Origin of the sequence: Staphylococcus sp. SM3655, from assembly GCF_016917315.1 — a bacterium.
GTDB classification, from domain to species: Bacteria; Bacillota; Bacilli; order Staphylococcales; family Staphylococcaceae; genus Staphylococcus; species Staphylococcus aureus.
Map to the genome: position 1 here is coordinate 2,028,122 of NZ_CP070305.1, position 26,071 is coordinate 2,054,192.

The following is a 26,071-nucleotide window of genomic DNA, read 5'->3' on the forward strand; positions in this document are numbered from 1 at the left end:
AGGAGGAAAAAACGTGTCAAGTAATGAATTATTATTAGCTACTGAGTATTTAGAAAAAGAAAAGAAGATTCCTAGAGCAGTATTAATTGATGCTATTGAAGCAGCTTTAATTACTGCATACAAAAAGAATTATGATAGTGCAAGAAATGTCCGTGTGGAATTAAATATGGATCAAGGTACTTTCAAAGTTATCGCTCGTAAAGATGTTGTTGAAGAAGTATTTGACGACAGAGATGAAGTGGATTTAAGTACAGCGCTTGTTAAAAACCCTGCATATGAAATTGGTGATATATACGAAGAAGATGTAACACCTAAAGATTTTGGTCGTGTAGGTGCTCAAGCAGCGAAACAAGCAGTAATGCAACGTCTTCGTGATGCTGAACGTGAAATTTTATTTGAAGAATTTATAGACAAAGAAGAAGACATACTTACTGGAATTATTGACCGTGTTGACCATCGTTATGTATATGTGAATTTAGGTCGTATCGAAGCTGTTTTATCTGAAGCAGAAAGAAGTCCTAACGAAAAATATATTCCTAACGAACGTATCAAAGTATATGTTAACAAAGTGGAACAAACGACAAAAGGTCCTCAAATCTATGTTTCTCGTAGCCATCCAGGTTTATTAAAACGTTTATTTGAACAAGAAGTTCCAGAAATTTACGATGGTACTGTAATTGTTAAATCAGTAGCACGTGAAGCTGGCGATCGCTCTAAAATTAGTGTCTTCTCTGAAAACAATGATATAGATGCTGTTGGTGCATGTGTTGGTGCTAAAGGCGCACGTGTTGAAGCTGTTGTTGAAGAGCTAGGTGGCGAAAAAATCGACATCGTTCAATGGAATGAAGATCCAAAAGTATTTGTAAAAAATGCTTTAAGCCCTTCTCAAGTTTTAGAAGTTATTGTTGATGAAACAAATCAATCTACAGTAGTTGTTGTTCCTGATTATCAATTGTCATTAGCGATTGGTAAAAGAGGACAAAACGCACGTCTAGCTGCTAAATTAACCGGCTGGAAAATTGATATTAAATCAGAAACAGATGCGCGTGAAGCGGGTATCTATCCAGTAGTTGAAGCAGAAAAAGTAACTGAAGAAGATATTGCTTTAGAAGATGCTGACACAACAGAATCAACCGAAGAGGTAAATGATGTTTCAGTTGAAACAAATGTAGAGAAAGAATCTGAATAATAGGTTGGAGTGAAGTATCTATGAAAAAGAAAAAAATTCCGATGCGAAAATGTATTCTTTCAAATGAAATGCATCCCAAAAAAGATATGATTCGTGTTGTTGTTAATAAAGAAGGCGAAATCTTTGCGGATGTTACTGGAAAGAAACAAGGCCGTGGCGCATATGTTTCTAAAGATGTTGCTATGGTTGAAAAAGCACAACAAAAAGAAATTTTAGAAAAATATTTTAAAGCATCTAAAGAGCAATTGGATCCTGTTTACAAAGAAATTATTAGATTAATTTATAGAGAAGAGATCCCAAAATGAGTATAGATCAAATATTAAACTTTTTAGGATTAGCAATGAGAGCTGGTAAAGTAAAAACAGGTGAATCAGTCATTGTTAATGAGATTAAAAAAGGAAATTTGAAGCTCGTTATTGTTGCAAATGATGCGTCTGATAATACAGCTAAATTAATTACAGATAAATGTAAGAGTTACAAAGTTCCATTCAGAAAGTTTGGAAATCGAAATGAATTGGGAATAGCACTTGGAAAAGGTGAGCGTGTTAATGTAGGGATTACTGACCCAGGCTTTGCTAAAAAGTTGCTATCAATGATAGATGAATATCATAAGGAGTGATTATATGAGTAAACAAAGAATTTACGAATATGCGAAAGAATTAAATCTAAAGAGTAAAGAGATTATAGATGAGTTAAAAAGCATGAATATTGAGGTTTCAAATCATATGCAAGCTTTGGAAGATGACCAAATTAAAGCATTAGATAAAAAGTTCAAAAAAGAACAAAAGAACGACAATAAACAAAGCACTCAAAATAATCACCAAAAATCAAACAATCAAAACCAAAATAAAGGGCAACAAAAAGATAACAAAAAGAATCAACAACAAAATAATAAAGGCAACAAAGGCAATAAAAAGAATAATAGAAATAATAAGAAAAATAACAAGAATAATAAACCACAAAATCAACCAGCTGCTCCAAAAGAAATACCATCAAAAGTGACATATCAAGAAGGTATTACAGTAGGCGAATTTGCGGATAAATTAAATGTTGAATCATCAGAAATTATCAAAAAATTATTCTTACTTGGTATTGTTGCTAATATCAATCAATCATTAAATCAAGAAACAATCGAATTAATTGCCGATGATTATGGCGTTGAGGTTGAAGAAGAAGTTGTGATTAATGAAGAAGATTTATCAATCTACTTCGAAGACGAAAAAGATGATCCAGAAGCAATTGAGAGACCAGCAGTTGTAACAATTATGGGACATGTTGACCATGGTAAAACTACTTTATTAGATTCAATTCGTCATACAAAAGTTACAGCAGGTGAAGCAGGCGGAATCACTCAACATATTGGTGCATATCAAATTGAAAACGATGGCAAAAAAATCACTTTCTTAGATACACCGGGACATGCTGCATTTACAACGATGCGTGCGCGTGGTGCACAAGTAACAGATATTACAATTTTAGTAGTTGCAGCTGACGATGGTGTTATGCCACAAACAATTGAAGCAATTAACCATGCTAAAGAAGCAGAAGTACCAATTATTGTTGCAGTAAATAAAATTGATAAACCAACTTCAAATCCTGATCGAGTTATGCAAGAATTAACTGAATATGGTTTAATTCCTGAAGATTGGGGCGGCGAAACAATTTTCGTTCCACTTTCTGCATTAAGTGGTGATGGTATCGACGATTTATTAGAAATGATAGGATTAGTTGCAGAAGTTCAAGAACTTAAAGCAAATCCTAAAAACCGTGCTGTTGGTACAGTTATCGAAGCTGAATTAGATAAATCACGTGGTCCTTCTGCATCATTATTAGTACAAAACGGTACATTAAATGTTGGTGATGCGATTGTAGTTGGTAATACTTACGGCCGTATCCGTGCAATGGTTAATGACTTAGGTCAAAGAATCAAAACGGCTGGTCCATCAACGCCTGTTGAAATTACAGGTATTAATGATGTGCCACAAGCTGGGGATCGCTTTGTTGTATTTAGTGATGAAAAACAAGCTCGTCGTATTGGTGAATCAAGACACGAAGCTAGCATTGTACAACAACGTCAAGAAAGTAAAAATGTTTCATTAGATAACCTGTTTGAACAAATGAAACAAGGTGAAATGAAAGGTTTAAACGTTATTATTAAAGGTGATGTTCAAGGTTCTGTTGAAGCTTTAGCTGCATCATTAATGAAAATTGATGTTGAAGGCGTAAATGTTCGTATCATTCATACAGCGGTTGGTGCAATTAATGAGTCAGACGTGACACTTGCTAATGCCTCAAATGGTATTATCATTGGTTTCAATGTTCGTCCAGACAGTGGTGCAAAACGTGCTGCAGAAGCTGAAAATGTTGATATGCGTTTACACAGAGTTATTTATAATGTTATCGAAGAAATTGAATCAGCGATGAAAGGTTTACTTGATCCAGAATTTGAAGAACAAGTTATCGGACAAGCTGAAGTTCGTCAAACATTCAAAGTTTCTAAAGTTGGTACTATTGCTGGATGTTATGTTACTGAAGGTAAAATTACGCGAAATGCTGGTGTACGTATTATCCGTGATGGTATTGTTCAATATGAAGGCGAATTAGATACACTTAAACGTTTCAAAGATGATGCTAAGGAAGTTGCAAAAGGTTATGAATGTGGTATTACAATTGAAAACTACAATGACCTTAAAGAAGGCGATGTTATCGAAGCATTTGAAATGGTTGAAATTAAGCGTTAATTAAATAAATTACAAGCTAAAAGTATAGTTAAGATTGATATGCTCCCTATAAATATTGCACTTTTTAAGTGTCTACTTTATAGGGAGCATATTTGATACTAGCTTTTGGTTTTTTATTAGAATAGATTACCTATTAAAAGTTACGTTATATGGACATGATTTTGTATAAAATTTTGTGGTGGCCTAGAATGATTTTTAATGACAAAATATAATGTCGACTATTATTGGAAAATTTTCTGTTGAAATGCCTATCTTACGGCAAACTTTATTTGATTTTATAGGCTTAATTTATTAAAATAACGTGTGAGCTAAAATAATTGTTTAAGCATTGTTACACTAAAAAATGCAAATAACAATTGAACTTAAAGATAAAGAGGTGACAAGAATGAGCAGTATGAGAGCAGAGCGTGTTGGTGAACAAATGAAGAAGGAATTAATGGATATCATCAACAATAAAGTCAAAGATCCTCGAGTTGGTTTTATTACAATTACAGATGTTGTTTTAACAAATGATTTATCGCAGGCTAAAGTATTTTTAACTGTATTAGGTAACGATAAAGAAGTAGAAAATACATTTAAAGCACTTGATAAAGCAAAAGGCTTCATTAAGTCTGAATTAGGTTCTAGAATGCGATTACGTATTATGCCGGAATTAATGTATGAATATGATCAATCAATCGAATATGGTAATAAAATTGAACGAATGATTCAAGATTTACACAAACAAGATAGATAATTTAGTGTTAGGTATCTGGAAAATGTTTGATAATTTCTTAATATCGGTATATTAACATTAAACAGTTAATACATAGATGTGTAGAAATAGTTAACATTTTCCAGTTTTTTTATGAATAAATTCAGTTGATACGCTATTAAAATATATTTTAAAAAAGAAGGTGACTATATGTATAATGGGATATTACCAGTATATAAAGAGCGCGGTTTAACAAGTCATGACGTTGTATTCAAATTGCGTAAAATATTAAAAACTAAAAAAATAGGTCACACGGGTACGCTTGATCCCGAAGTTGCAGGCGTGTTACCGGTATGTATAGGTAATGCAACGAGAGTTAGTGATTATGTTATGGATATGGGCAAAGCTTATGAAGCAACTGTATCGATAGGAAGAAGTACAACGACTGAAGATCAAACGGGTGATACATTGGAAACAAAAGGTGTACACTCAGCAGATTTTAATAAGGACGATATTGACCGATTGTTAGAAAATTTTAAAGGTGTTATTGAACAAATTCCGCCAATGTATTCATCAGTCAAGGTGAATGGTAAAAAATTATATGAATATGCGCGTAATAATGAAACAGTTGAAAGACCAAAGCGTAAAGTTAATATTAAAGACATTGGGCGTATATCTGAATTAGATTTTAAAGAAAATGAGTGTCATTTTAAAATACGCGTCATCTGTGGTAAAGGTACATATATTAGAACGCTAGCAACTGATATTGGTGTGAAATTAGGCTTTCCGGCACATATGTCGAAATTAACACGAATCGAGTCTGGTGGATTTGTGTTGAAAGATAGCCTTACATTAGAACAAATAAAAGAACTTCATGAGCAGGATTCATTGCAAAATAAATTGTTTCCTTTAGAATATGGATTAAAGGGTTTGCCAAGCATTAAAATTAAAGATTCGCACATAAAAAAACGTATTTTAAATGGGCAGAAATTTAATAAAAATGAATTTGATAACAAAATTAAAGACCAAATTGTATTTATTGATGATGATTCAGAAAAAGTATTAGCAATTTATATGGTACACCCTACAAAAGAATCAGAAATTAAACCTAAAAAAGTCTTTAATTAAAGGAGATAGAATTTATGAAAGTCATAGAAGTGACACATCCTATACAATCTAAACAGTATATTACAGAGGATGTTGCAATGGCATTCGGATTTTTCGATGGCATGCATAAAGGTCATGACAAAGTCTTTGATATATTAAATGAAATAGCTGAGGCACGCAGTTTAAAAAAAGCGGTGATGACATTTGATCCGCATCCATCTGTCGTGTTGAATCCTAAAAGAAAACGAACAACGTATTTAACGCCACTTTCAGATAAAATCGAAAAAATTAGCCAACATGATATTGATTATTGTATAGTGGTTAATTTTTCATCTAGGTTTGCTAATGTGAGCGTTGAAGATTTTGTTGAAAATTATATAATTAAAAATAATGTAAAAGAAGTCATTGCTGGTTTTGATTTTACTTTTGGTAAATTTGGAAAAGGTAATATGACTGTTCTTCAAGAATATGATGCGTTTAATACGACAATTGTGAGTAAGCAAGAAATTGAAAATGAAAAAATTTCTACAACTTCTATTCGTCAAGATTTAATCAATGGTGAGTTGCAAAAAGCGAATGATGCTTTAGGCTATATATATTCTATTAAAGGCACTGTAGTGCAAGGTGAAAAAAGAGGAAGAACTATTGGCTTCCCAACGGCTAACATTCAACCTAGTGATGATTATTTGTTACCTCGTAAAGGTGTTTATGCTGTTAGTATTGAAATCGGCACTGAAAATAAATTATATCGAGGGGTAGCTAACATAGGTGTAAAGCCAACATTTCATGATCCTAACAAAGCAGAAGTTGTCATCGAAGTGAATATCTTTGACTTTGAGGATAATATTTATGGTGAACGAGTGACCGTGAATTGGCATCATTTCTTACGTCCTGAGATTAAATTTGATGGTATCGACCCATTAGTTAAACAAATGAGCGATGATAAATCGCGTGCTAAATATTTATTAGCAGTTGATTTTGGTGATGAAGTAGCTTATAATATTTAGAGTTGCGTATAGTTATATAAACAATCTATACCACACCTTTTTCTTAGTAGGTCGAATCTCCAACGCCTAACTCGGATTAAGGAGTATTCAAACATTTTAAGGAGGAAATTGATTATGGCAATTTCACAAGAACGTAAAAACGAAATCATTAAAGAATACCGTGTACACGAAACTGATACTGGTTCACCAGAAGTACAAATCGCTGTACTTACTGCAGAAATCAACGCAGTAAACGAACACTTACGTACACACAAAAAAGACCACCATTCACGTCGTGGATTATTAAAAATGGTAGGTCGTCGTAGACATTTATTAAACTACTTACGTAGTAAAGATATTCAACGTTACCGTGAATTAATTAAATCACTTGGTATCCGTCGTTAATCTTAATATAACGTCTTTGAGGTTGGGGCATATTTATGTTCCAACCTTAATTTATATTAAAAAAGCTTTTTACAAATATTAACATTTATTATATGTTAAGCTAATATTGAGTGAATAATAAGGTTATAATGAGATAAAGATGATATAAGTACACCTAGAGTAATAATCAAGATATTAAAAATAAAGTATGTTTTTTTAAAAAATATAACTTATATTTATACTGATAAGGGTGGGACGATAAGTCTATTTTGTAAATAATAGATGGATATCCCGCTCTCTTTTTTTCCAATTCAATATTTTATAACTAATATTAAAATACGATAATAAATGATATGATATAACTATTAGATTCAAGAGAGGAGATTTATAATGTCTCAAGAAAAGAAAGTTTTTAAAACTGAATGGGCAGGAAGATCTTTAACGATTGAAACAGGGCAATTAGCTAAACAAGCAAATGGCGCTGTATTGGTTCGTTATGGAGATACAGTCGTGTTATCGACGGCAACTGCATCAAAAGAACCTCGTGATGGAGATTTCTTCCCATTAACAGTGAACTATGAAGAAAAAATGTACGCTGCGGGTAAAATTCCTGGTGGATTTAAAAAGAGAGAAGGACGTCCTGGTGACGATGCAACATTAACTGCGCGATTAATTGATAGACCAATTAGACCTTTATTCCCTAAAGGATATAAGCATGATGTTCAAATTATGAACATGGTATTAAGTGCAGATCCTGATTGTTCACCACAAATGGCTGCAATGATTGGTTCATCTATGGCGCTTAGTGTGTCGGATATTCCATTCCAAGGGCCAATCGCCGGTGTAAATGTGGGTTATATTGACGGTAAATATATCATTAACCCAACAGTAGAAGAAAAAGAAGTTTCTCGTTTAGACCTTGAAGTAGCTGGTCATAAAGATGCAGTAAACATGGTAGAGGCAGGCGCTTGTGAGATTACTGAACAAGAAATGTTAGAGGCGATTTTCTTTGGTCATGAAGAGATTCAACGTTTAGTTGATTTCCAACAACAAATCGTCGACCACATTCAACCTGTTAAACAAGAATTTATTCCAGCAGAGCGTGATGAAGCGCTAGTTGAACGTGTAAAATCTTTAACCGAAGAAAAAGGACTTAAAGAAACAGTTTTAACATTTGATAAACAACAACGAGATGAAAATCTTGATAACTTAAAAGAAGAAATCGTCAATGAATTTATCGATGAAGAAGATCCAGAGAATGAATTACTTATTAAAGAAGTTTATGCAATTTTAAATGAATTAGTGAAAGAAGAAGTTAGACGTTTAATTGCAGATGAAAAAATTAGACCAGACGGCCGTAAACCTGATGAAATCCGTCCATTAGATTCTGAAGTTGGTATTTTACCTAGAACGCATGGTTCAGGTCTATTTACACGTGGTCAGACTCAAGCACTTTCAGTTTTAACATTAGGTGCTTTAGGCGATTATCAATTAATTGATGGTTTAGGACCTGAAGAAGAAAAAAGATTCATGCATCATTACAACTTCCCGAATTTTTCAGTAGGTGAAACTGGTCCAGTACGTGCGCCAGGTCGTCGTGAAATTGGACATGGTGCGTTAGGTGAAAGAGCATTAAAATATATTATTCCTGATACTGCTGATTTCCCATATACAATTCGTATTGTAAGTGAGGTACTTGAATCAAATGGTTCATCATCTCAAGCGTCAATTTGTGGATCAACATTAGCATTAATGGATGCGGGCGTACCGATTAAAGCACCAGTTGCTGGTATTGCTATGGGCCTTGTTACACGTGAAGATAGCTATACGATTTTAACTGATATCCAAGGTATGGAAGATGCATTAGGTGATATGGACTTTAAAGTCGCTGGTACTAAAGAAGGTATTACAGCAATCCAAATGGATATTAAAATTGACGGTTTAACGCGTGAAATTATCGAAGAGGCTCTAGAACAAGCGAGACGTGGTCGTTTAGAAATAATGAATCATATGTTACAAACAATTGATCAACCACGTACTGAATTAAGTGCTTACGCGCCAAAAGTTGTAACTATGACAATTAAACCAGATAAGATTAGAGATGTTATCGGACCTGGTGGTAAAAAAATTAACGAAATTATTGATGAAACAGGCGTTAAATTAGATATTGAACAAGATGGTACTATCTTTATTGGGGCCGTTGATCAAGCTATGATAAATCGTGCTCGTGAAATCATTGAGGAAATTACACGTGAAGCGGAAGTAGGTCAAACTTATCAAGCCACTGTTAAACGTATTGAAAAATACGGTGCGTTTGTAGGCCTATTCCCGGGTAAAGATGCGTTGCTTCACATTTCACAAATTTCAAAAAATAGAATTGAAAAAGTGGAAGATGTATTAAAAATCGGTGACACAATTGAAGTTAAGATTACTGAAATTGATAAACAAGGTCGAGTAAATGCTTCACATAGAGCATTAGAAGAATAATATTTAAAGTCATATGACGACAATGTATCGTCATGTGATTTTTTTATGCCATTTTTTACGAAGTGATCCATTTTGAATTTGTTGTATTGAACATTTTAAAACGCTTTATTATTTTGTGTGCAACTGTTAATTATCCTGTATGTATAGTGATTAATAGTGTACATCAAGTGTTTTTTAACTTATAATGAATAGTGAGTTTATATATGGACGGGTAACAAATTTAGGAGGTAAGATTTTGAGTTTAATAAAGAAAAAGAATAAAGATATTCGCATTATACCATTAGGCGGTGTTGGCGAAATTGCTAAAAATATGTATATCGTTGAAGTAGACGATGAAATGTTTATGTTAGATGCTGGACTTATGTTTCCAGAAGACGAAATGCTAGGTATTGATATTGTTATACCAGACATTTCATACGTACTTGAAAATAAAGATAAATTGAAGGGTATATTCCTTACACACGGACATGAGCACGCGATTGGTGCAGTGAGTTATGTTTTAGAACAATTAGATGCACCAGTATATGGATCTAAATTGACAATAGCGTTAATTAAAGAAAATATGAAAGCCCGTAATATTGATAAAAAAGTTCGCTACTACACAGTTAATAATGATTCAATTATGAGATTCAAAAACGTGAATATTAGTTTCTTTAATACGACACACAGTATTCCTGATAGTCTAGGTGTTTGTATTCATACTTCATATGGTGCCATTGTGTATACAGGTGAATTTAAGTTTGACCAAAGTTTACATGGACATTATGCACCAGATATTAAACGTATGGCAGAGATTGGTGAAGAAGGCGTATTTGTCTTAATCAGTGATTCTACTGAGGCAGAGAAACCTGGATATAATACTCCGGAAAATGTGATTGAACATCATATGTATGACGCTTTTGCAAAAGTGCGAGGTCGCTTGATTGTTTCATGTTATGCTTCGAACTTTATACGTATTCAGCAAGTTTTAAATATTGCTAGCAAGCTAAATCGTAAAGTGTCATTTTTAGGAAGATCACTTGAAAGTTCATTTAATATTGCTCGTAAAATGGGGTATTTCGACATTCCTAAAGATTTGCTAATTCCTATAACAGAAGTTGATAATTATCCTAAAAATGAAGTGATAATTATAGCTACTGGTATGCAAGGAGAACCTGTAGAAGCCTTAAGTCAAATGGCGCAACATAAGCATAAAATTATGAATATCGAAGAAGGCGATTCTGTATTTTTAGCAATTACGGCTTCTGCTAATATGGAAGTTATCATTGCGAATACATTAAATGAGCTTGTACGTGCTGGCGCACATATTATTCCAAATAACAAGAAGATTCATGCTTCAAGTCATGGTTGCATGGAAGAATTAAAAATGATGATTAATATTATGAAACCTGAATACTTTATTCCTGTACAAGGTGAATTTAAAATGCAGATAGCACATGCGAAGCTAGCAGCTGAAGCAGGTGTTGCACCAGAAAAGATTTTCCTTGTGGAAAAAGGAGATGTCATTAATTACAACGGTAAAGATATGATATTAAATGAAAAGGTAAATTCAGGAAATATTTTAATAGATGGTATTGGTATTGGGGATGTAGGAAATATCGTGTTGAGAGACCGTCATCTTTTAGCAGAAGATGGTATCTTTATTGCTGTAGTAACGTTAGATCCTAAAAATAGACGTATAGCTGCGGGACCTGAAATTCAATCTCGTGGGTTTGTATATGTACGTGAAAGTGAAGACTTATTACGTGAAGCAGAAGAGAAAGTACGTGAAATAGTAGAGGCTGGTTTACAAGAAAAACGCATAGAATGGTCTGAAATTAAGCAAAATATGCGTGATCAAATTAGTAAACTATTATTCGAAAGTACAAAACGTCGTCCTATGATTATTCCAGTAATTTCTGAAATTTAATCAAAAAGTCATTAACATAAAAGAGGTCAGAACAAGTCACTGAAATATAATGGTTGTCATGGACAATTTACTTATATTTTATGATGGTCAATTGAAGGGGTAACGATTAATCTGTTATCTTAAGTAAATTGATACATAGATGATATTGTTCTAACCTCTTTCATCGTCTGTTTGGACTACATATTCTAAACATCAAATAGGAAATTATATATAATAACGTCGTTTTAACTAAGGCAACATAAGGAGGTGCGTCAATTGGCACAAGCAAAAAAGAAATCGACAGCTAAGAAAAAAACAACATCAAAAAAAAGAACAAATTCGAGGAAAAAGAAGAATGATAATCCGATACGTTATGTCATAGCTATTTTAGTAGTTGTATTAATGGTGTTGGGTGTTTTCCAATTAGGAATAATAGGTCGTCTAATTGACAGCTTCTTTAATTATTTATTTGGGTACAGTAGATATTTAACATATATTTTAGTACTCTTAGCAACTGGTTTTATTACATACTCTAAACGTATTCCTAAAACTAGACGAACGGCTGGTTCGATTGTATTGCAAATTGCATTGCTATTTGTATCACAGTTAGTTTTTCATTTTAATAGTGGTATCAAAGCTGAAAGAGAACCTGTACTTTCTTATGTGTATCAGTCATACCAACACAGTCATTTCCCAAATTTTGGTGGCGGTGTATTAGGCTTTTATTTATTAGAGTTAAGCGTACCTTTAATTTCATTATTTGGTGTATGTATTATTACTATTTTATTATTATGCTCAAGTGTTATTTTATTAACAAACCATCAACATCGTGAAGTTGCAAAAGTTGCACTGGAAAATATAAAAGCTTGGTTTGGTTCATTTAATGAAAAAATGTCGGAAAGAAACCAAGAAAAACAATTGAAGCGTGAAGAAAAAGCAAGACTTAAAGAAGAACAAAAGGCACGTCAAAATGAACAGCCACAAATAAAAGATGTGAGTGATTTTACGGAAGTGCCTCAAGAAAGAGATATTCCAATTTATGGGCATACTGAAAATGAAAGTAAAAGCCAGAGTCAACCAAGTCGAAAAAAACGAGTGTTTGATGCAGAGAATAGTTCGAATAACATCGTAAATCATCATCAAGCAGATCAGCAAGAACAATTAACAGAACAAACTCATAACAGTGTTGAAAGTGAAAACACTATTGAAGAAGCTGGTGAAGTTACGAATGTATCGTATGTTGTTCCACCGTTAACTTTACTTAATCAACCTGCAAAACAAAAAGCAACATCTAAAGCTGAAGTGCAACGTAAAGGACAAGTACTAGAGAATACATTAAAAGATTTTGGGGTAAATGCAAAAGTGACACAAATTAAAATTGGTCCTGCAGTAACTCAATATGAAATTCAACCAGCTCAAGGGGTTAAAGTGAGTAAAATTGTAAACTTGCATAATGATATTGCATTAGCTTTAGCAGCAAAAGATGTTAGAATCGAAGCGCCAATACCTGGTCGTTCTGCAGTAGGTATTGAAGTGCCAAATGAGAAAATTTCATTAGTTTCACTAAAAGAAGTTTTAGATGAAAAATTCCCGTCTAATAATAAACTAGAAGTTGGATTAGGAAGAGATATATCAGGTGATCCAATTACTGTTCCACTAAATGAAATGCCACACTTATTGGTGGCAGGATCGACGGGTAGTGGTAAATCTGTTTGTATAAATGGTATTATTACAAGTATTTTATTAAATGCTAAGCCGCATGAAGTTAAACTTATGTTAATCGATCCGAAAATGGTTGAACTAAATGTTTATAACGGAATTCCACACTTATTAATTCCGGTTGTTACAAATCCTCATAAAGCTGCTCAAGCTTTAGAAAAAATTGTAGCTGAGATGGAAAGACGTTATGATTTATTCCAACATTCATCAACTAGAAACATTAAAGGTTATAACGAATTAATCCGTAAGCAAAATCAAGAATTAGATGAGAAGCAACCAGAATTACCTTATATCGTTGTTATTGTAGATGAGCTTGCAGATTTAATGATGGTAGCTGGTAAAGAAGTTGAAAATGCGATTCAACGTATTACACAAATGGCACGTGCAGCAGGTATACATTTAATTGTAGCGACACAAAGACCTTCTGTGGATGTAATTACAGGTATCATTAAAAATAATATTCCATCTAGAATAGCTTTTGCTGTGAGTTCTCAAACAGATTCAAGAACTATTATTGGTACTGGCGGCGCAGAAAAGTTACTTGGTAAAGGTGACATGTTATACGTTGGAAATGGTGACTCATCACAAACACGTATTCAAGGGGCGTTTTTAAGTGACCAAGAGGTGCAAGATGTTGTAAATTATGTAGTAGAACAACAACAGGCAAATTATGTAAAAGAAATGGAACCAGATGCACCAGTGGATAAATCGGAAATGAAAAGTGAAGATGCTTTATATGATGAAGCGTATTTGTTTGTTGTTGAACAACAAAAGGCAAGTACATCATTGTTACAACGCCAATTTAGAATTGGTTATAATAGAGCATCTAGGTTGATGGATGATTTAGAACGCAATCAGGTAATCGGTCCACAAAAAGGAAGCAAGCCTAGACAAGTTTTAATAGATCTTAATAATGACGAGGTGTAAAAAAATGTCAGAAATGAATGCGGTATATAACGTTAAACAATACATTTTAAATTTGATTAAGCAAAATAAATTGGAATATGGTGACCAACTTCCAAGTAATTTATCAATTGCCAGAGAATTAAATGTAAAAACCGACGATGTTTATGAAGCAATTCAGGCATTGATTACTGAACAAGTCATTAAAGATAATTTTGAAGAGGGCACAAGTGTTAAGTCACTGCCCCCTTTCTTTTATCCATTGAATGAACTTATAAGTATTGGGCAAATGATTAAAAATGCAGGATTTGAATGCGGAACTGAATACTTAAATTTTGATGAGCAACCAGCAACTATGTTAGATGCAAATTTGTTGAGCGTTGAAGAAGGATATCCAGTAACCATTATAGAACGATTACGAACTGCCGATGGAGAACCGGTCGTCTATTGTTTAGATAAAATTGCTAAAAAAGAATTAACATGTACAGAGTATCAAATGAGCAATGGATCGATTCTAAGTGCGATAAAAGAACAAAGTAATCATAATATTTGTTATGCTGATACAGAAATTGAAGCGGTAAATTATGAACCTCGAATATCCGAAGTACTGAATGCTTCGCCACACGAAGGTTTGATTTTATTAAAAATTACGCACTATAATGAATCAGATGAACCTATTTTGTATTCATTAAATTATATGAAAAATAGCTTAGTTCAATTTAAAATCACTAGAAAAATATAGATGTAAGAAGCTATAGAGGAGGCTATATATTTGAGTAGACAATCTCAACCAAATATACATATCAAAGTTTCACCAACAACTAAATTTAAAACAACTACTATAGTTTTTAAATTTATGGCACCTTTAGAATATGACACAATTACAGCTAGATCATTATTAAGCAAATTATTAGTTCGAGCAACTAAGAAATGGCCAACCGATAAGTCGTTTAATAATCACTTAGCCGATTTATATGGTGCATATGTGAATAGTACAATTTCAAAATTCAAAGATCAGCATGTCATTACATTTTCATTAGAAATTGTAAATGAACGTTATTTAAGAAACGGTGAATCATTATTTAATCAAGGATTAGATTTATTACAAGAAATCATTTGGAATCCATTAATTGAAAATAAAGCATTCAATGATAATTTTGTTAACCAAGAGAAAACATTATTAGCCAAAAAAATAGAAGCAATGGTAGATAACAAAGCACAATATTCGTTTTTAAAATTACTCGACCATATGTTTGAAAATGAAGCATACAAATACCTATCTACAGGACAACTAGAACAAATCCCACATATTACTGCTGAAACACTATATCATACATATCAATCAATGATTAATAATGATCAATGTTCTGTTTATGTTGTCGGCAATGTAGAACCTGAAAGTGTTGAGAAACAAATACGTGAAAAATTTGCACTTAAACCATTCGATAAACATCAATTCCAACATTCTACACATCATTTACACGATGAAGAAGTTGATTATATTGTTGAATATGATGACGTGGATCAAGCTAAATTAAATATGGGATATCGTTTTCCAACACAATATGGACAAAGTGGATATGCTGCTTTTGTTGTATTTAACATGATGTTTGGAGGAGATCCTTCATCTGTTTTATTTAATGAAGTGCGAGAAAAGCAAAGTTTAGCGTACTCTATACATTCACAAATTGATGGCAAAAATGGCTATTTATTTGTTTTGAGTGGGGTTTCAAGTGATAAGTACGAAACTGCAAAAGACACTATTATAAGTGAATTTGAAAAAATAAAAGCAGGAGATTTCACTGAAGAAAAATTAGAGTTAGCTAAAAAAGTAATCATTTCTCATCGATATGAATCTGAAGATCGTCCGAAAAGTATTATAGAGATTATGCATAACCAAATATTATTAGAGCAACCACAAAGCAAAGAAACATTTATAAATGATATACAGAAGGTAAGTCGCGAAGATATTGTTTCTGTTGCTGAAAAAGCATTTTTAGATACAATCTATGTGTTGACAAAAGGAGGGGGTAAATAATGAAAGAGCGTTATTATGAATTAATAGACGAAAGAGTATTCGAACAAGAATTAGAAAATGGTTTACGATTATTTGTTATCCCTAAACCAGGTTTTCAAAAGACATTTGTCACTTACACTACACAATTTGGTTCATTAGATAATCAATTCAAACCCCTCGGACAAGACCAATTTGTTACTGTACCTGATGGAGTTGCTCACTTTTTAGAACATAAATTATTTGAAAAAGAAGAAGAAGACTTATTTACTGCGTTTGCTGAAGATAACGCACAAGCAAATGCGTTTACAAGCTTTGATCGTACAAGCTACTTGTTCAGTGCAACTGATAATATTGAAAACAACATTAAACGTTTACTTACAATGGTTGAAACGCCTTATTTTACAAAAGAAACTGTTGATAAAGAAAAAGGTATTATTGCAGAAGAAATAAAAATGTATCAAGAGCAACCTGGATATAAATTAATGTTTAATACATTGCGTGCAATGTATCAACAACATCCAATACGTGTTGATATTGCCGGTAGTGTAGAAAGTATATACGATATTACAAAAGATGATTTGTATCTATGTTATGAAACGTTTTATCATCCATCAAATATGGTTTTATTTGTTGTTGGCGATGTGGATCCTGAAGCAATATGTCGAATAGTAAAACAACACGAGGATGCTCGTAATAAAGTTAACCAACCCAAAATCGAACGAGGACTTGTTGATGAACCGGAGGATGTTAAAGAAGCATTTGTTACTGAATCTATGAAAATTCAATCACCAAGACTAATGCTTGGTTTTAAAAATAAACCATTACAAGAAGCGCCTCAAAAATATGTACAACGTGATTTAGAAATGTCATTATTCTTTGAGTTAATTTTTGGGGAAGAAACAGATTTTTATCAGAATTTATTAAACGAAGGACTTATCGATGATACATTTGGTTATCAATTTGTACTAGAGCCGACTTATAGTTTTTCAATCGTGACAAGCGCTACTGAAGAACCAGATAAATTAAAAAAATTATTATTAGATGAGTTGCGTGATAAAAAAGGCAATTTCCAAGATGCAGAAGCATTTGAACTTTTGAAAAAGCAATTTATAGGTGAATTCATATCAAGTTTAAACTCACCTGAATATATTGCTAATCAATATACTAAATTGTATTTTGAAGGTGTTAGCGTGTTTGACATGTTAGACATTGTTGAAAATATCACCTTAGATAGTATTAACGAAACGTCATCGTTCTATTTAAATTTAGATCAGCAAGTCGATAGTCGTTTGGAGATTAAAAAGTAATGAAAGCATTAGTATTAGGTGGTTCTGGTTCAATTGGTTCTGAGATAGTCAAACAATTATTAACTGATGGATTTGAAGTTTATGTGCAATATTATCGTACTGATATAAATGAATTAACTAGCAAATTTAATGATGATAAAGTTCGTTTTATACAAGCGGATTTATCTCAAACAATTGATATTGACAAGACATTTGGTGACATTAAATCATTAGACTGTTTAATATATGCAAGTGGTCAGTCTTTATATGGTGTTTTACAAGATATGAAAGACCATGATATTGATGCATGTTATCAGTTAAATGTCTTGCAATTAATTCGATTATGTAGATATTTCGTTGATGTTTTACGTCAAAGTGCCAATGGAAGAATTATTGTAATTTCATCAATTTGGGGTGAGACAGGAGCTAGTATGGAAACTATTTATTCGGCGATGAAAAGTGCACAATTAGGTTTCGTTAAGGCGCTTAGTCAAGAGCTTGCACTAACATCAGTGACAGTAAATGCTATCGCACCTGGATTTGTAGCCGGTAATATGGCAAGTGAGTGGCAAGAAGATGAACTTCAAGCAATGATAACTGAATTACCACAACAGCGATTGGTTTTACCGAGTGAGGTTGCTCATACATGCGCCTATTTATATCACCCAAATGCTAGAAGTGTTACTGGAACTATACAGAAAGTTAATGGTGCTTGGTATATTTAAAATATAGAACTATTTTTATGAGCAAATGTTTTTATGATTGATGTTATAATATGAATATTACAATGAATCATAATTTGTTAATTAAACAAGGGGTGAGGTTCACCATGACAGTTGCAGAGAAAAAAGAATGGTACCTAGAATACGAAATTGAAATTAATAGACCGGGTCTTTTAGGTGATGTATCTAGTTTATTAGGTATGTTAGGTATAAGTATTGTTACAATTAATGGTGTTGATCAAGGTAAACGAGGCCTTTTAATTAAAACAGACAATCTTGAAAAAGTTGAACGTTTTGAGCAAATAGCTCGTGGTATAAATGAAATTGAAATAACAAAGCTTAAAAAACCAGAATTAAGAGACCGTCTTGCAGTAAGACATGGAAGATATATTGAGCAAGATGCAAAAGATAAGAAAACCTTTCGATTTGAGCGTGAAGATTTAGGCTTGTTAGTAGACTTTTTAGCTGAATTGTTCAAAGAAGAAGGTCATAAGTTGATTGGCATTAGAGGTATGCCACGGGTTGGTAAAACTGAATCAATTGTTGCGGGAAGTGTTTGTGCACATAAGAGATGGTTATTTATTAGTTCTACTTTAATAAAACAAACTGTACGTAGCTCTCTAATTAAAGGGGAATATGATGCCAATCATGTATACATTATTGATGGTGCAGTTACTGCCAGAGAATCTAATCCAAAACATCAAGAGCTTGTTAACGAAGTTATGACGTTACCATCAATCAAAGTCGTTGAACATCCAGATTTATTTGTTGAAACAAGTACTTGTACAATGGAAGATTTTGACTATATTATCGAATTGAGAGAAAATGAAAATCAAGAAATACATTACGAAGAAATGAAGAAACAGACAGTCCAAAGTAAGAATAATTTAGATTTTGGAGATCCGTTTGGTGGTGGTTTTGGTTTCTTCGAGTAAGTGTAAGGAGGCTATGAATTGAAAACGGTCGGTGAAGCGCTAAAAGGTAGACGTGAAAGGTTAGGAATGACTTTAACAGAATTAGAGCAACGTACTGGAATTAAACGTGAAATGCTAGTGCATATTGAAAATAATGAATTCGATCAACTACCGAATAAAAATTACAGCGAAGGATTTATTAGAAAATATGCAAGCGTAGTAAATATTGAACCTAACCAATTAATTCAAGCTCATCAAGATGAAATTCCATCGAACCAAGCCGAATGGGACGAAGTAATTACAGTTTTCAATAATAATAAAGACTTAGATTATAAGAGTAAATCAAAAGAGCCAATACAATTATTAGTAATCATGGGTATTACAGTTTTAATAACTTTATTGTTATGGATCATGTTAGTTTTAATATTTTAACAGAAATAAATTAGTGAGAAATGAGGGTGTATAATGAATATTCCGAACCAGATTACGGTTTTTAGAGTAGTGTTAATACCAGTTTTTATATTGTTTGCGTTAGTTGATTTTGGATTTGGCAATGTGTCATTTCTAGGAGGATATGAAATAAGAATTGAGTTATTAATCAGTGGTTTTATTTTTATATTGGCTTCCCTTAGCGATTTTGTTGATGGTTATTTAGCTAGAAAATGGAATTTAGTTACAAATATGGGGAAATTTTTGGATCCATTAGCGGATAAATTATTAGTTGCAAGTGCTTTAATTGTACTTGTGCAACTAGGACTAACAAATTCTGTAGTAGCAATCATTATTATTGCCAGAGAATTTGCCGTAACTGGTTTACGTTTACTACAAATTGAACAAGGATTTGTAAGTGCAGCTGGTCAATTAGGTAAAATTAAAACAGCAGTTACTATGGTAGCAATTACTTGGTTGTTATTAGGTGATCCATTGGCAACATTGATTGGTTTGTCATTAGGACAAATTTTATTATACATTGGCGTTATTTTTACTATCTTATCTGGCTTTGAATACTTTTATAAAGGTAGAGATGTTTTTAAACAAAAATAAATATTTGTTTATACTAGATTTCATTTTCATATGGAATCTAGTTTTTTTAATCCCAATTTTAGAAATTAGCCACGCAATTGTTTATAATGATATATTGTAAAACAATATTTGTTCATTTTTTTAGGGAAAATCTGTTGTAGCATCTGATACATTGAATCTAAAATTGATGTGAATTTTTAAATGAAATACATGAAAAAATGAATTAAACGATACAAGGGGGATATAAATGTCAATTGCCATTATTGCTGTAGGCTCAGAACTATTGCTAGGTCAAATCGCTAATACCAACGGACAATTTCTATCTAAAGTATTTAATGAAATTGGACAAAATGTATTAGAACATAAAGTTATTGGAGATAATAAAAAACGTTTAGAATCAAGTGTACGTCATGCGCTAGAAAAATATGATACTGTTATTTTAACAGGTGGCTTAGGTCCTACGAAAGATGACTTAACGAAGCATACAGTGGCCCAGATTGTTGGTAAAGATTTAGTTATTGATGAGCCTTCTTTAAAATATATTGAAAGCTATTTTGAGGAACAAGGACAAGAAATGACACCTAATAATAAACAACAGGCTTTAGTAATTGAAGGTTCAACTGTATTGGCAAATCATCATGGCATGGCTCCAGGAATGATGGTGAATTTTGAAAACAAACAAATTATTTTATTACCAGGTCCACCGAAAGAAATGCAACCAATGGTGAAAAATGAATTGTTGTCACATTTTATAAACCATAATCGAATTATACATTCTGAACTATTAAGATTTGCGGGAATAGGTGAATCTAAAGTAGAAACAATATTAATAGATCTTATCGATAAACAGACTAATCCTACGATTGCGCCTTTGGCGGGAAGTCATGAAGTATATATTAGATTGACTGCAAATGCCGACTCAAAAGAACAAGCACAATCATTGATTCAACCTGTTAAACAAGAAATTCTTGATCGTATTGGAGAATATTATTATGGTTCAGATGACACATTAATTGAGCAAGCTGTAATAAAGAAAATTCATGAACCTTTTGTAATATATGATGGTATTACTAATGGTGCTTTATATCATCGATTGAAAGAAGTGGATTTAAACGATGTTCTAAAGGGTATGATTAATCACAATGAAAACTTTGTTGATATTAATAAACCTATTGAGCAGCAATTAAAAGATGCAGTGCAATTTGTTAATAAATTGTTTAATGTGTCATCAGCAATTATTCTATTAGAGTATGATGGTGTAGTCCATATAGGCTATGATAATAACTTTGAATTTAAAACTGAGCAATTTAAAATGTCTAAATCTAGAAATTTATTAAAGAACAGAAGTCAAAATTATGCGCTCATAAGATTATTAAATTGGCTTAGAACAACAAATTAATTGTATTATCGATAAAAATATAAGCACGTTTGTTCGTTTTTGCGTTTTGATTTCAAGATTTTATACGAACAAATATTCGCAAAACACTTGTATTTTATTTTGAATCCTTGTATAGTATTGGTAAGATAATTAAAAGATAGCAATTTCAATTAGGAGGTCTCGCTTTGGATAACGATCGTCAAAAAGCTTTAGATACAGTAATTAAAAATATGGAGAAATCTTTCGGTAAAGGTGCCGTAATGAAGTTGGGTGACAATATAGGTCGCCGAGTTTCAACTACATCAACTGGTTCAGTTACATTAGATAATGCGCTAGGTGTAGGTGGCTATCCTAAAGGACGAATTATTGAAATTTATGGTCCTGAAAGTTCTGGTAAGACAACAGTAGCGCTTCACGCTATTGCTGAAGTACAAAGTAATGGCGGGGTGGCAGCATTTATCGATGCTGAACATGCTTTAGATCCAGAATATGCTCAAGCATTAGGTGTAGATATCGATAATTTATATTTATCGCAACCGGATCATGGTGAACAAGGTCTTGAAATCGCCGAAGCATTTGTTAGAAGTGGTGCAGTTGATATTGTAGTTGTAGACTCAGTTGCTGCTTTAACACCTAAAGCTGAAATTGAAGGAGAAATGGGAGACACTCACGTTGGTTTACAAGCTCGTTTAATGTCACAAGCGTTACGTAAACTTTCAGGTGCTATTTCTAAATCAAATACAACTGCTATTTTCATCAACCAAATTCGTGAAAAAGTTGGTGTTATGTTCGGTAATCCAGAGACTACACCAGGTGGACGTGCATTAAAATTCTATAGTTCAGTAAGACTAGAAGTACGTCGTGCAGAACAGCTTAAACAAGGACAAGAAATTGTAGGTAATAGAACTAAAATTAAAGTCGTTAAAAATAAAGTGGCACCACCATTTAGAGTAGCTGAAGTTGATATTATGTATGGACAAGGTATTTCTAAAGAGGGTGAACTTATTGATTTAGGTGTTGAAAACGACATCGTTGATAAATCAGGAGCATGGTATTCTTACAATGGCGAACGAATGGGTCAAGGTAAGGAAAATGTTAAAATGTACTTGAAAGAAAATCCACAAATTAAAGAAGAAATTGATCGTAAATTGAGAGAAAAATTAGGTATATCTGATGGTGATGTTGAAGAAACAGAAGATGCACCAAAGTCATTATTTGACGAAGAATAGTACACAAATTTATATCTATAGTTAAACTTAGCAAATATCCTTATAGGATTGATTGAAAGTGATATTCATCTCATAAAGCTAGAATAATATCTAACTTTATGGGATACACTACAAATCGAGACTATAAGGTTTTTTATTTTATTTATTATTACATTATCAATAGTTTTATAATCGAGCTTCAAAACTTTAGAAAATAGTAGAAATAGCATTCAATATAGTGCAAAAGTGCAAATTGATAACTTGACACTTATCTCCTATAAACCGTACAATTAATTTGTATGATTTATATATAATTTCATAAAGTCATATTGAATTTCATATAAAGAGCAAACCCTAGAAAAGGAGGTGTTTGTGTGAATTTATTAAGCCTCCTACTCATTTTGCTGGGGATCATTCTAGGAGTTGTTGGAGGGTATGTTGTTGCCCGAAATTTGTTGCTTCAAAAGCAATCACAAGCTAGACAAACTGCCGAAGATATTGTAAATCAAGCACATAAAGAAGCTGACAATATCAAAAAAGAGAAATTACTTGAGGCAAAAGAAGAAAACCAAATCCTAAGAGAACAAACTGAAGCAGAACTACGAGAAAGACGTAGCGAACTTCAAAGACAAGAAACCCGACTTCTTCAAAAAGAAGAAAACTTAGAGCGCAAATCTGATCTATTAGATAAAAAAGATGAGATTTTAGAGCAAAAAGAATCAAAAATTGAAGAAAAACAACAACAAGTAGATGCAAAAGAGAGTAGTGTTCAAACGTTAATAATGAAGCATGAACAAGAATTAGAACGCATCTCCGGTCTCACTCAAGAAGAAGCTATTAATGAGCAACTTCAAAGAGTAGAGGAAGAACTGTCACAAGATATTGCAGTACTTGTTAAAGAAAAAGAAAAAGAAGCTAAAGAAAAAGTTGATAAAACAGCAAAAGAATTATTAGCTACAGCAGTACAAAGATTAGCAGCAGATCACACAAGTGAATCAACGGTATCAGTAGTTAACTTACCTAATGATGAGATGAAAGGTCGAATCATTGGACGAGAAGGACGAAACATCCGCACACTTGAAACTTTAACTGGCATTGATTTAATTATTGATGACACACCAGAAGCGGTTATATTATCTGGTTTTGATCCAATAAGAAGAGAAATTGCTAGAACAGCACTTGTTAACTTAGTATCTGATGGACGTATTCATCCAGGTAGAATTGAAGATATGGTCGAAAAAGCTAGAAAAGAAGTAGACGATATTATTAGAGAAGCAGGTGAACAAGCTACATTTGAAGTGAACGCACATAATATGCATCCTGACTTAGTAAAAATTGTAGGGCGTTTAAACTATCGTACGAGTTACGGTCAAAATGTACTTAAACATTCAATTGAAGTTGCGCATCTTGCTAGTATGTTAGCTGCTGAGCTAGGCGAAGATGAGACATTAGCGAAACGAGCTGGACTTTTACATGATGTTGGTAAAGCAATTGATCATGAAGTAGAAGGTAGTCATGTTGAAATCGGTGTAGAATTAGCGAAAAAATATGGTGAAAATGAAACAGTTATTAATGCAATCCATTCTCATCATGGTGATGTTGAACCTACATCTATTATATCTATCCTTGTTGCTGCTGCAGATGCATTGTCTGCGGCTCGTCCAGGTGCAAGAAAAGAAACATTAGAGAATTATATTCGTCGATTAGAACGTTTAGAAACGTTATCAGAAAGTTATGATGGTGTAGAAAAAGCATTTGCGATTCAGGCAGGTAGAGAAATCCGAGTGATTGTATCTCCTGAAGAAATTGATGATTTAAAATCTTATCGATTGGCTAGAGATATTAAAAATCAGATTGAAGATGAATTACAATATCCTGGTCATATCAAGGTGACAGTTGTTCGAGAGACTAGAGCAGTAGAATATGCGAAATAATTTTTGTCTCCCTCACAAATTAGTGAGGGAGCTTTTTTAAGTTGTAGTCTCAATCTAATTAGACAGCACTTTATCGGTAATAACTATAGTAAACAGTGGTTATTTGAAAGTAAGACGGACCTTATATTAAATAAGAAGTTATTGCTTTTAATAAAAATGTTTTAGGCTTCGTAATTACTATATTTATATTATGTAAACCTATAAAGATGATTGCTTTTCTATCCAATAAAAAAGAAGAGGAGATGTAACACATCTTCTCTTCTGCAATATTAATTAGGATTTATTTCTAAGTTGAGTTATTTTAATTGTAAATCTGTTTTCTTTAATTCTTTTATAACTTCTGCAGTATCATAACAATTTGTTGCAATTGTTGAATATCTCTCTGCTAAACGATATGCATTAATGTAAAGCTTTAAACTTTCTTTAGCTATATCCTCTGCATCTTCGAATTTTGATGGGTTAGACATAACCACTAATTCTGCAAATTTTTCTGGATCAATATTAATAGACATGTATTTATTTACAACTCCTATTTATTTTGATGTCTTAATACTAACATATTGAAGTTTTCAGACAAAGTAATGTCTCTCTATAATTGAAGAAAAATAATTCAAAGAATTTAATATTTACTTTAAATATTAGAACGTATGAATTAAACTAGTATTTATGAGAGGATGAACAAAACATGAGAATAATGTTTATAGGGGATATCGTAGGTAAAATTGGACGAGACGCAATTGAAACGTACATACCTCAACTGAAGCAAAAGTATAAACCAACAGTTACAATTGTAAATGCTGAAAATGCAGCACATGGTAAAGGTTTGACTGAAAAAATATATAAACAATTACTAAGAAATGGTGTAGATTTCATGACTATGGGTAATCACACATATGGTCAACGTGAAATTTATGATTTTATAGATGAAGCAAAACGACTAGTAAGACCAGCGAATTTTCCGGATGAAGCGCCGGGAATTGGTATGAGATTTATACAAATTAATGATATTAAACTTGCAGTTATTAATCTGCAAGGAAGAGCGTTTATGCCAGATATTGATGATCCTTTTAAAAAGGCAGATCAATTAGTCAAGGAAGCACAAGAACAAACTCCGTTTATATTTGTTGATTTTCATGCAGAAACAACTTCTGAAAAGTATGCAATGGGATGGCATTTAGATGGTAGAGCTAGCGCTGTTGTTGGAACGCATACACACATTCAAACAGCAGATGAACGTATTTTACCAAAGGGGACAGGGTATATAACGGATGTTGGTATGACAGGTTTTTATGATGGCATTTTAGGAATAAATAAAACAGAGGTAATTGAGCGTTTTATCACTAGTTTGCCACAAAGACATGTTGTTCCAAATGAAGGTAGAAGTGTATTATCTGGTGTTGTTATTGATTTAGACAAAGAAGGTAAAACAAAGCACATCGAACGTATATTGATAAATGATGACCATCCATTTTCAACATTTTAAAATTACGT

23 protein-coding genes are annotated in these 26,071 nt (G+C 32.7%); 22 read left to right on the plus strand and 1 reads right to left on the minus strand.

Features of this window, described 5'->3' with window-relative positions:
• The first annotated feature begins 13 nt into the window (after positions 1–13).
• The 21 genes from nusA (at position 14) to rny (ending at position 24,580) form a co-directional block, all read left to right on the plus strand.
• Positions 14–1,189: a transcription termination factor NusA gene (nusA, locus tag JQN76_RS09955; RefSeq protein ID WP_000097460.1), complete on the plus strand. Its 1,176-nt coding sequence runs from the start codon at positions 14–16 to the stop codon at positions 1,187–1,189.
• Between the two features lie 20 nt (positions 1,190–1,209).
• Positions 1,210–1,494 carry an RNase P modulator RnpM gene (gene rnpM / locus JQN76_RS09960; protein ID WP_000727423.1) on the plus strand — a complete coding sequence of 95 codons (285 nt, stop codon included), beginning with the start codon at positions 1,210–1,212 and terminating at the stop codon, positions 1,492–1,494.
• Positions 1,491–1,808: a YlxQ family RNA-binding protein gene (locus tag JQN76_RS09965; protein WP_000020853.1), complete on the plus strand. Its 318-nt coding sequence runs from the start codon at positions 1,491–1,493 to the stop codon at positions 1,806–1,808. The genes rnpM and JQN76_RS09965 overlap by 4 nt, the downstream gene beginning before the upstream one ends.
• Positions 1,809–1,812: 4 nt before the next feature.
• Entirely contained in the window at positions 1,813–3,930 is a 2,118-nt protein-coding gene (gene infB, locus JQN76_RS09970) for a translation initiation factor IF-2 (protein ID WP_000043636.1), read from the plus strand.
• Positions 3,931–4,315: 385 nt separating this feature from the next.
• Positions 4,316–4,666 (plus strand): 30S ribosome-binding factor RbfA, encoded by a 351-nt coding sequence (gene rbfA / locus JQN76_RS09975; RefSeq protein ID WP_000097322.1) that lies wholly within the window; start codon positions 4,316–4,318, stop codon positions 4,664–4,666.
• Between the two features lie 168 nt (positions 4,667–4,834).
• Complete coding sequence (truB, locus tag JQN76_RS09980) at positions 4,835–5,752, plus strand: tRNA pseudouridine(55) synthase TruB (protein WP_000282298.1); 918 nt, start codon at positions 4,835–4,837, stop codon at positions 5,750–5,752.
• 14 nt (positions 5,753–5,766) lie between these two features.
• Complete coding sequence (gene ribF / locus JQN76_RS09985) at positions 5,767–6,738, plus strand: riboflavin biosynthesis protein RibF (RefSeq protein ID WP_000864186.1); 972 nt, start codon at positions 5,767–5,769, stop codon at positions 6,736–6,738.
• Between the two features lie 114 nt (positions 6,739–6,852).
• Complete coding sequence (rpsO, locus tag JQN76_RS09990; RefSeq protein WP_001018328.1) at positions 6,853–7,122, plus strand: 30S ribosomal protein S15; 270 nt, start codon at positions 6,853–6,855, stop codon at positions 7,120–7,122.
• A 369-nt stretch (positions 7,123–7,491) separates the two neighbouring features.
• Positions 7,492–9,588: a polyribonucleotide nucleotidyltransferase gene (pnp, locus tag JQN76_RS09995; protein ID WP_000076683.1), complete on the plus strand. Its 2,097-nt coding sequence runs from the start codon at positions 7,492–7,494 to the stop codon at positions 9,586–9,588.
• Between the two features lie 235 nt (positions 9,589–9,823).
• Entirely contained in the window at positions 9,824–11,497 is a 1,674-nt protein-coding gene (rnjB, locus tag JQN76_RS10000; protein ID WP_000052590.1) for a ribonuclease J2, read from the plus strand.
• Between the two features lie 255 nt (positions 11,498–11,752).
• Positions 11,753–14,122: an FtsK/SpoIIIE family DNA translocase gene (locus tag JQN76_RS10005; RefSeq protein WP_000035767.1), complete on the plus strand. Its 2,370-nt coding sequence runs from the start codon at positions 11,753–11,755 to the stop codon at positions 14,120–14,122.
• Between the two features lie 4 nt (positions 14,123–14,126).
• A complete protein-coding gene (locus tag JQN76_RS10010; protein ID WP_001293307.1) occupies positions 14,127–14,840 on the plus strand; it encodes a GntR family transcriptional regulator in 714 nt (237 codons plus the stop codon).
• A gap of 30 nt (positions 14,841–14,870) precedes the next feature.
• Entirely contained in the window at positions 14,871–16,136 is a 1,266-nt protein-coding gene (gene yfmF / locus JQN76_RS10015; protein ID WP_000089942.1) for an EF-P 5-aminopentanol modification-associated protein YfmF, read from the plus strand.
• Positions 16,136–17,422 (plus strand): EF-P 5-aminopentanol modification-associated protein YfmH, encoded by a 1,287-nt coding sequence (gene yfmH / locus JQN76_RS10020; protein WP_000664778.1) that lies wholly within the window; start codon positions 16,136–16,138, stop codon positions 17,420–17,422. Before yfmF ends, yfmH begins: the two co-directional genes overlap by 1 nt.
• Positions 17,422–18,126 carry an elongation factor P 5-aminopentanone reductase gene (gene ymfI / locus JQN76_RS10025; protein ID WP_000646227.1) on the plus strand — a complete coding sequence of 235 codons (705 nt, stop codon included), beginning with the start codon at positions 17,422–17,424 and terminating at the stop codon, positions 18,124–18,126. Before yfmH ends, ymfI begins: the two co-directional genes overlap by 1 nt.
• A gap of 104 nt (positions 18,127–18,230) precedes the next feature.
• Positions 18,231–19,058, plus strand: a complete 828-nt coding sequence (locus tag JQN76_RS10030) for a YmfK family protein (RefSeq protein WP_000214890.1) — start codon at positions 18,231–18,233, stop codon at positions 19,056–19,058.
• 18 nt (positions 19,059–19,076) lie between these two features.
• Positions 19,077–19,469 carry a helix-turn-helix domain-containing protein gene (locus JQN76_RS10035; protein WP_000859443.1) on the plus strand — a complete coding sequence of 131 codons (393 nt, stop codon included), beginning with the start codon at positions 19,077–19,079 and terminating at the stop codon, positions 19,467–19,469.
• 33 nt (positions 19,470–19,502) lie between these two features.
• Entirely contained in the window at positions 19,503–20,081 is a 579-nt protein-coding gene (gene pgsA, locus JQN76_RS10040; protein ID WP_001025092.1) for a CDP-diacylglycerol--glycerol-3-phosphate 3-phosphatidyltransferase, read from the plus strand.
• A 226-nt stretch (positions 20,082–20,307) separates the two neighbouring features.
• A complete protein-coding gene (locus JQN76_RS10045) occupies positions 20,308–21,459 on the plus strand; it encodes a CinA family nicotinamide mononucleotide deamidase-related protein (protein WP_000020346.1) in 1,152 nt (383 codons plus the stop codon).
• Positions 21,460–21,623: 164 nt separating this feature from the next.
• On the plus strand, positions 21,624–22,667 hold the full coding sequence (gene recA, locus JQN76_RS10050) for a recombinase RecA (protein ID WP_000368166.1): 1,044 nt from the start codon (positions 21,624–21,626) through the stop codon (positions 22,665–22,667).
• Between the two features lie 353 nt (positions 22,668–23,020).
• Positions 23,021–24,580 carry a ribonuclease Y gene (gene rny, locus JQN76_RS10055; protein WP_001050913.1) on the plus strand — a complete coding sequence of 520 codons (1,560 nt, stop codon included), beginning with the start codon at positions 23,021–23,023 and terminating at the stop codon, positions 24,578–24,580.
• Between the two features lie 296 nt (positions 24,581–24,876).
• Here the strand turns inward: rny and JQN76_RS10060 are convergent, their stop codons facing one another.
• On the minus strand, positions 24,877–25,092 hold the full coding sequence (locus tag JQN76_RS10060; RefSeq protein ID WP_000026308.1) for a hypothetical protein: 216 nt from the start codon (positions 25,090–25,092) through the stop codon (positions 24,877–24,879).
• 173 nt (positions 25,093–25,265) lie between these two features.
• On the opposite strand from JQN76_RS10060, the gene JQN76_RS10065 reads away from it, so the two are divergent.
• Positions 25,266–26,063 carry a TIGR00282 family metallophosphoesterase gene (locus tag JQN76_RS10065; RefSeq protein WP_001222105.1) on the plus strand — a complete coding sequence of 266 codons (798 nt, stop codon included), beginning with the start codon at positions 25,266–25,268 and terminating at the stop codon, positions 26,061–26,063.
• The last annotated feature ends 8 nt before the right edge of the window (positions 26,064–26,071 follow it).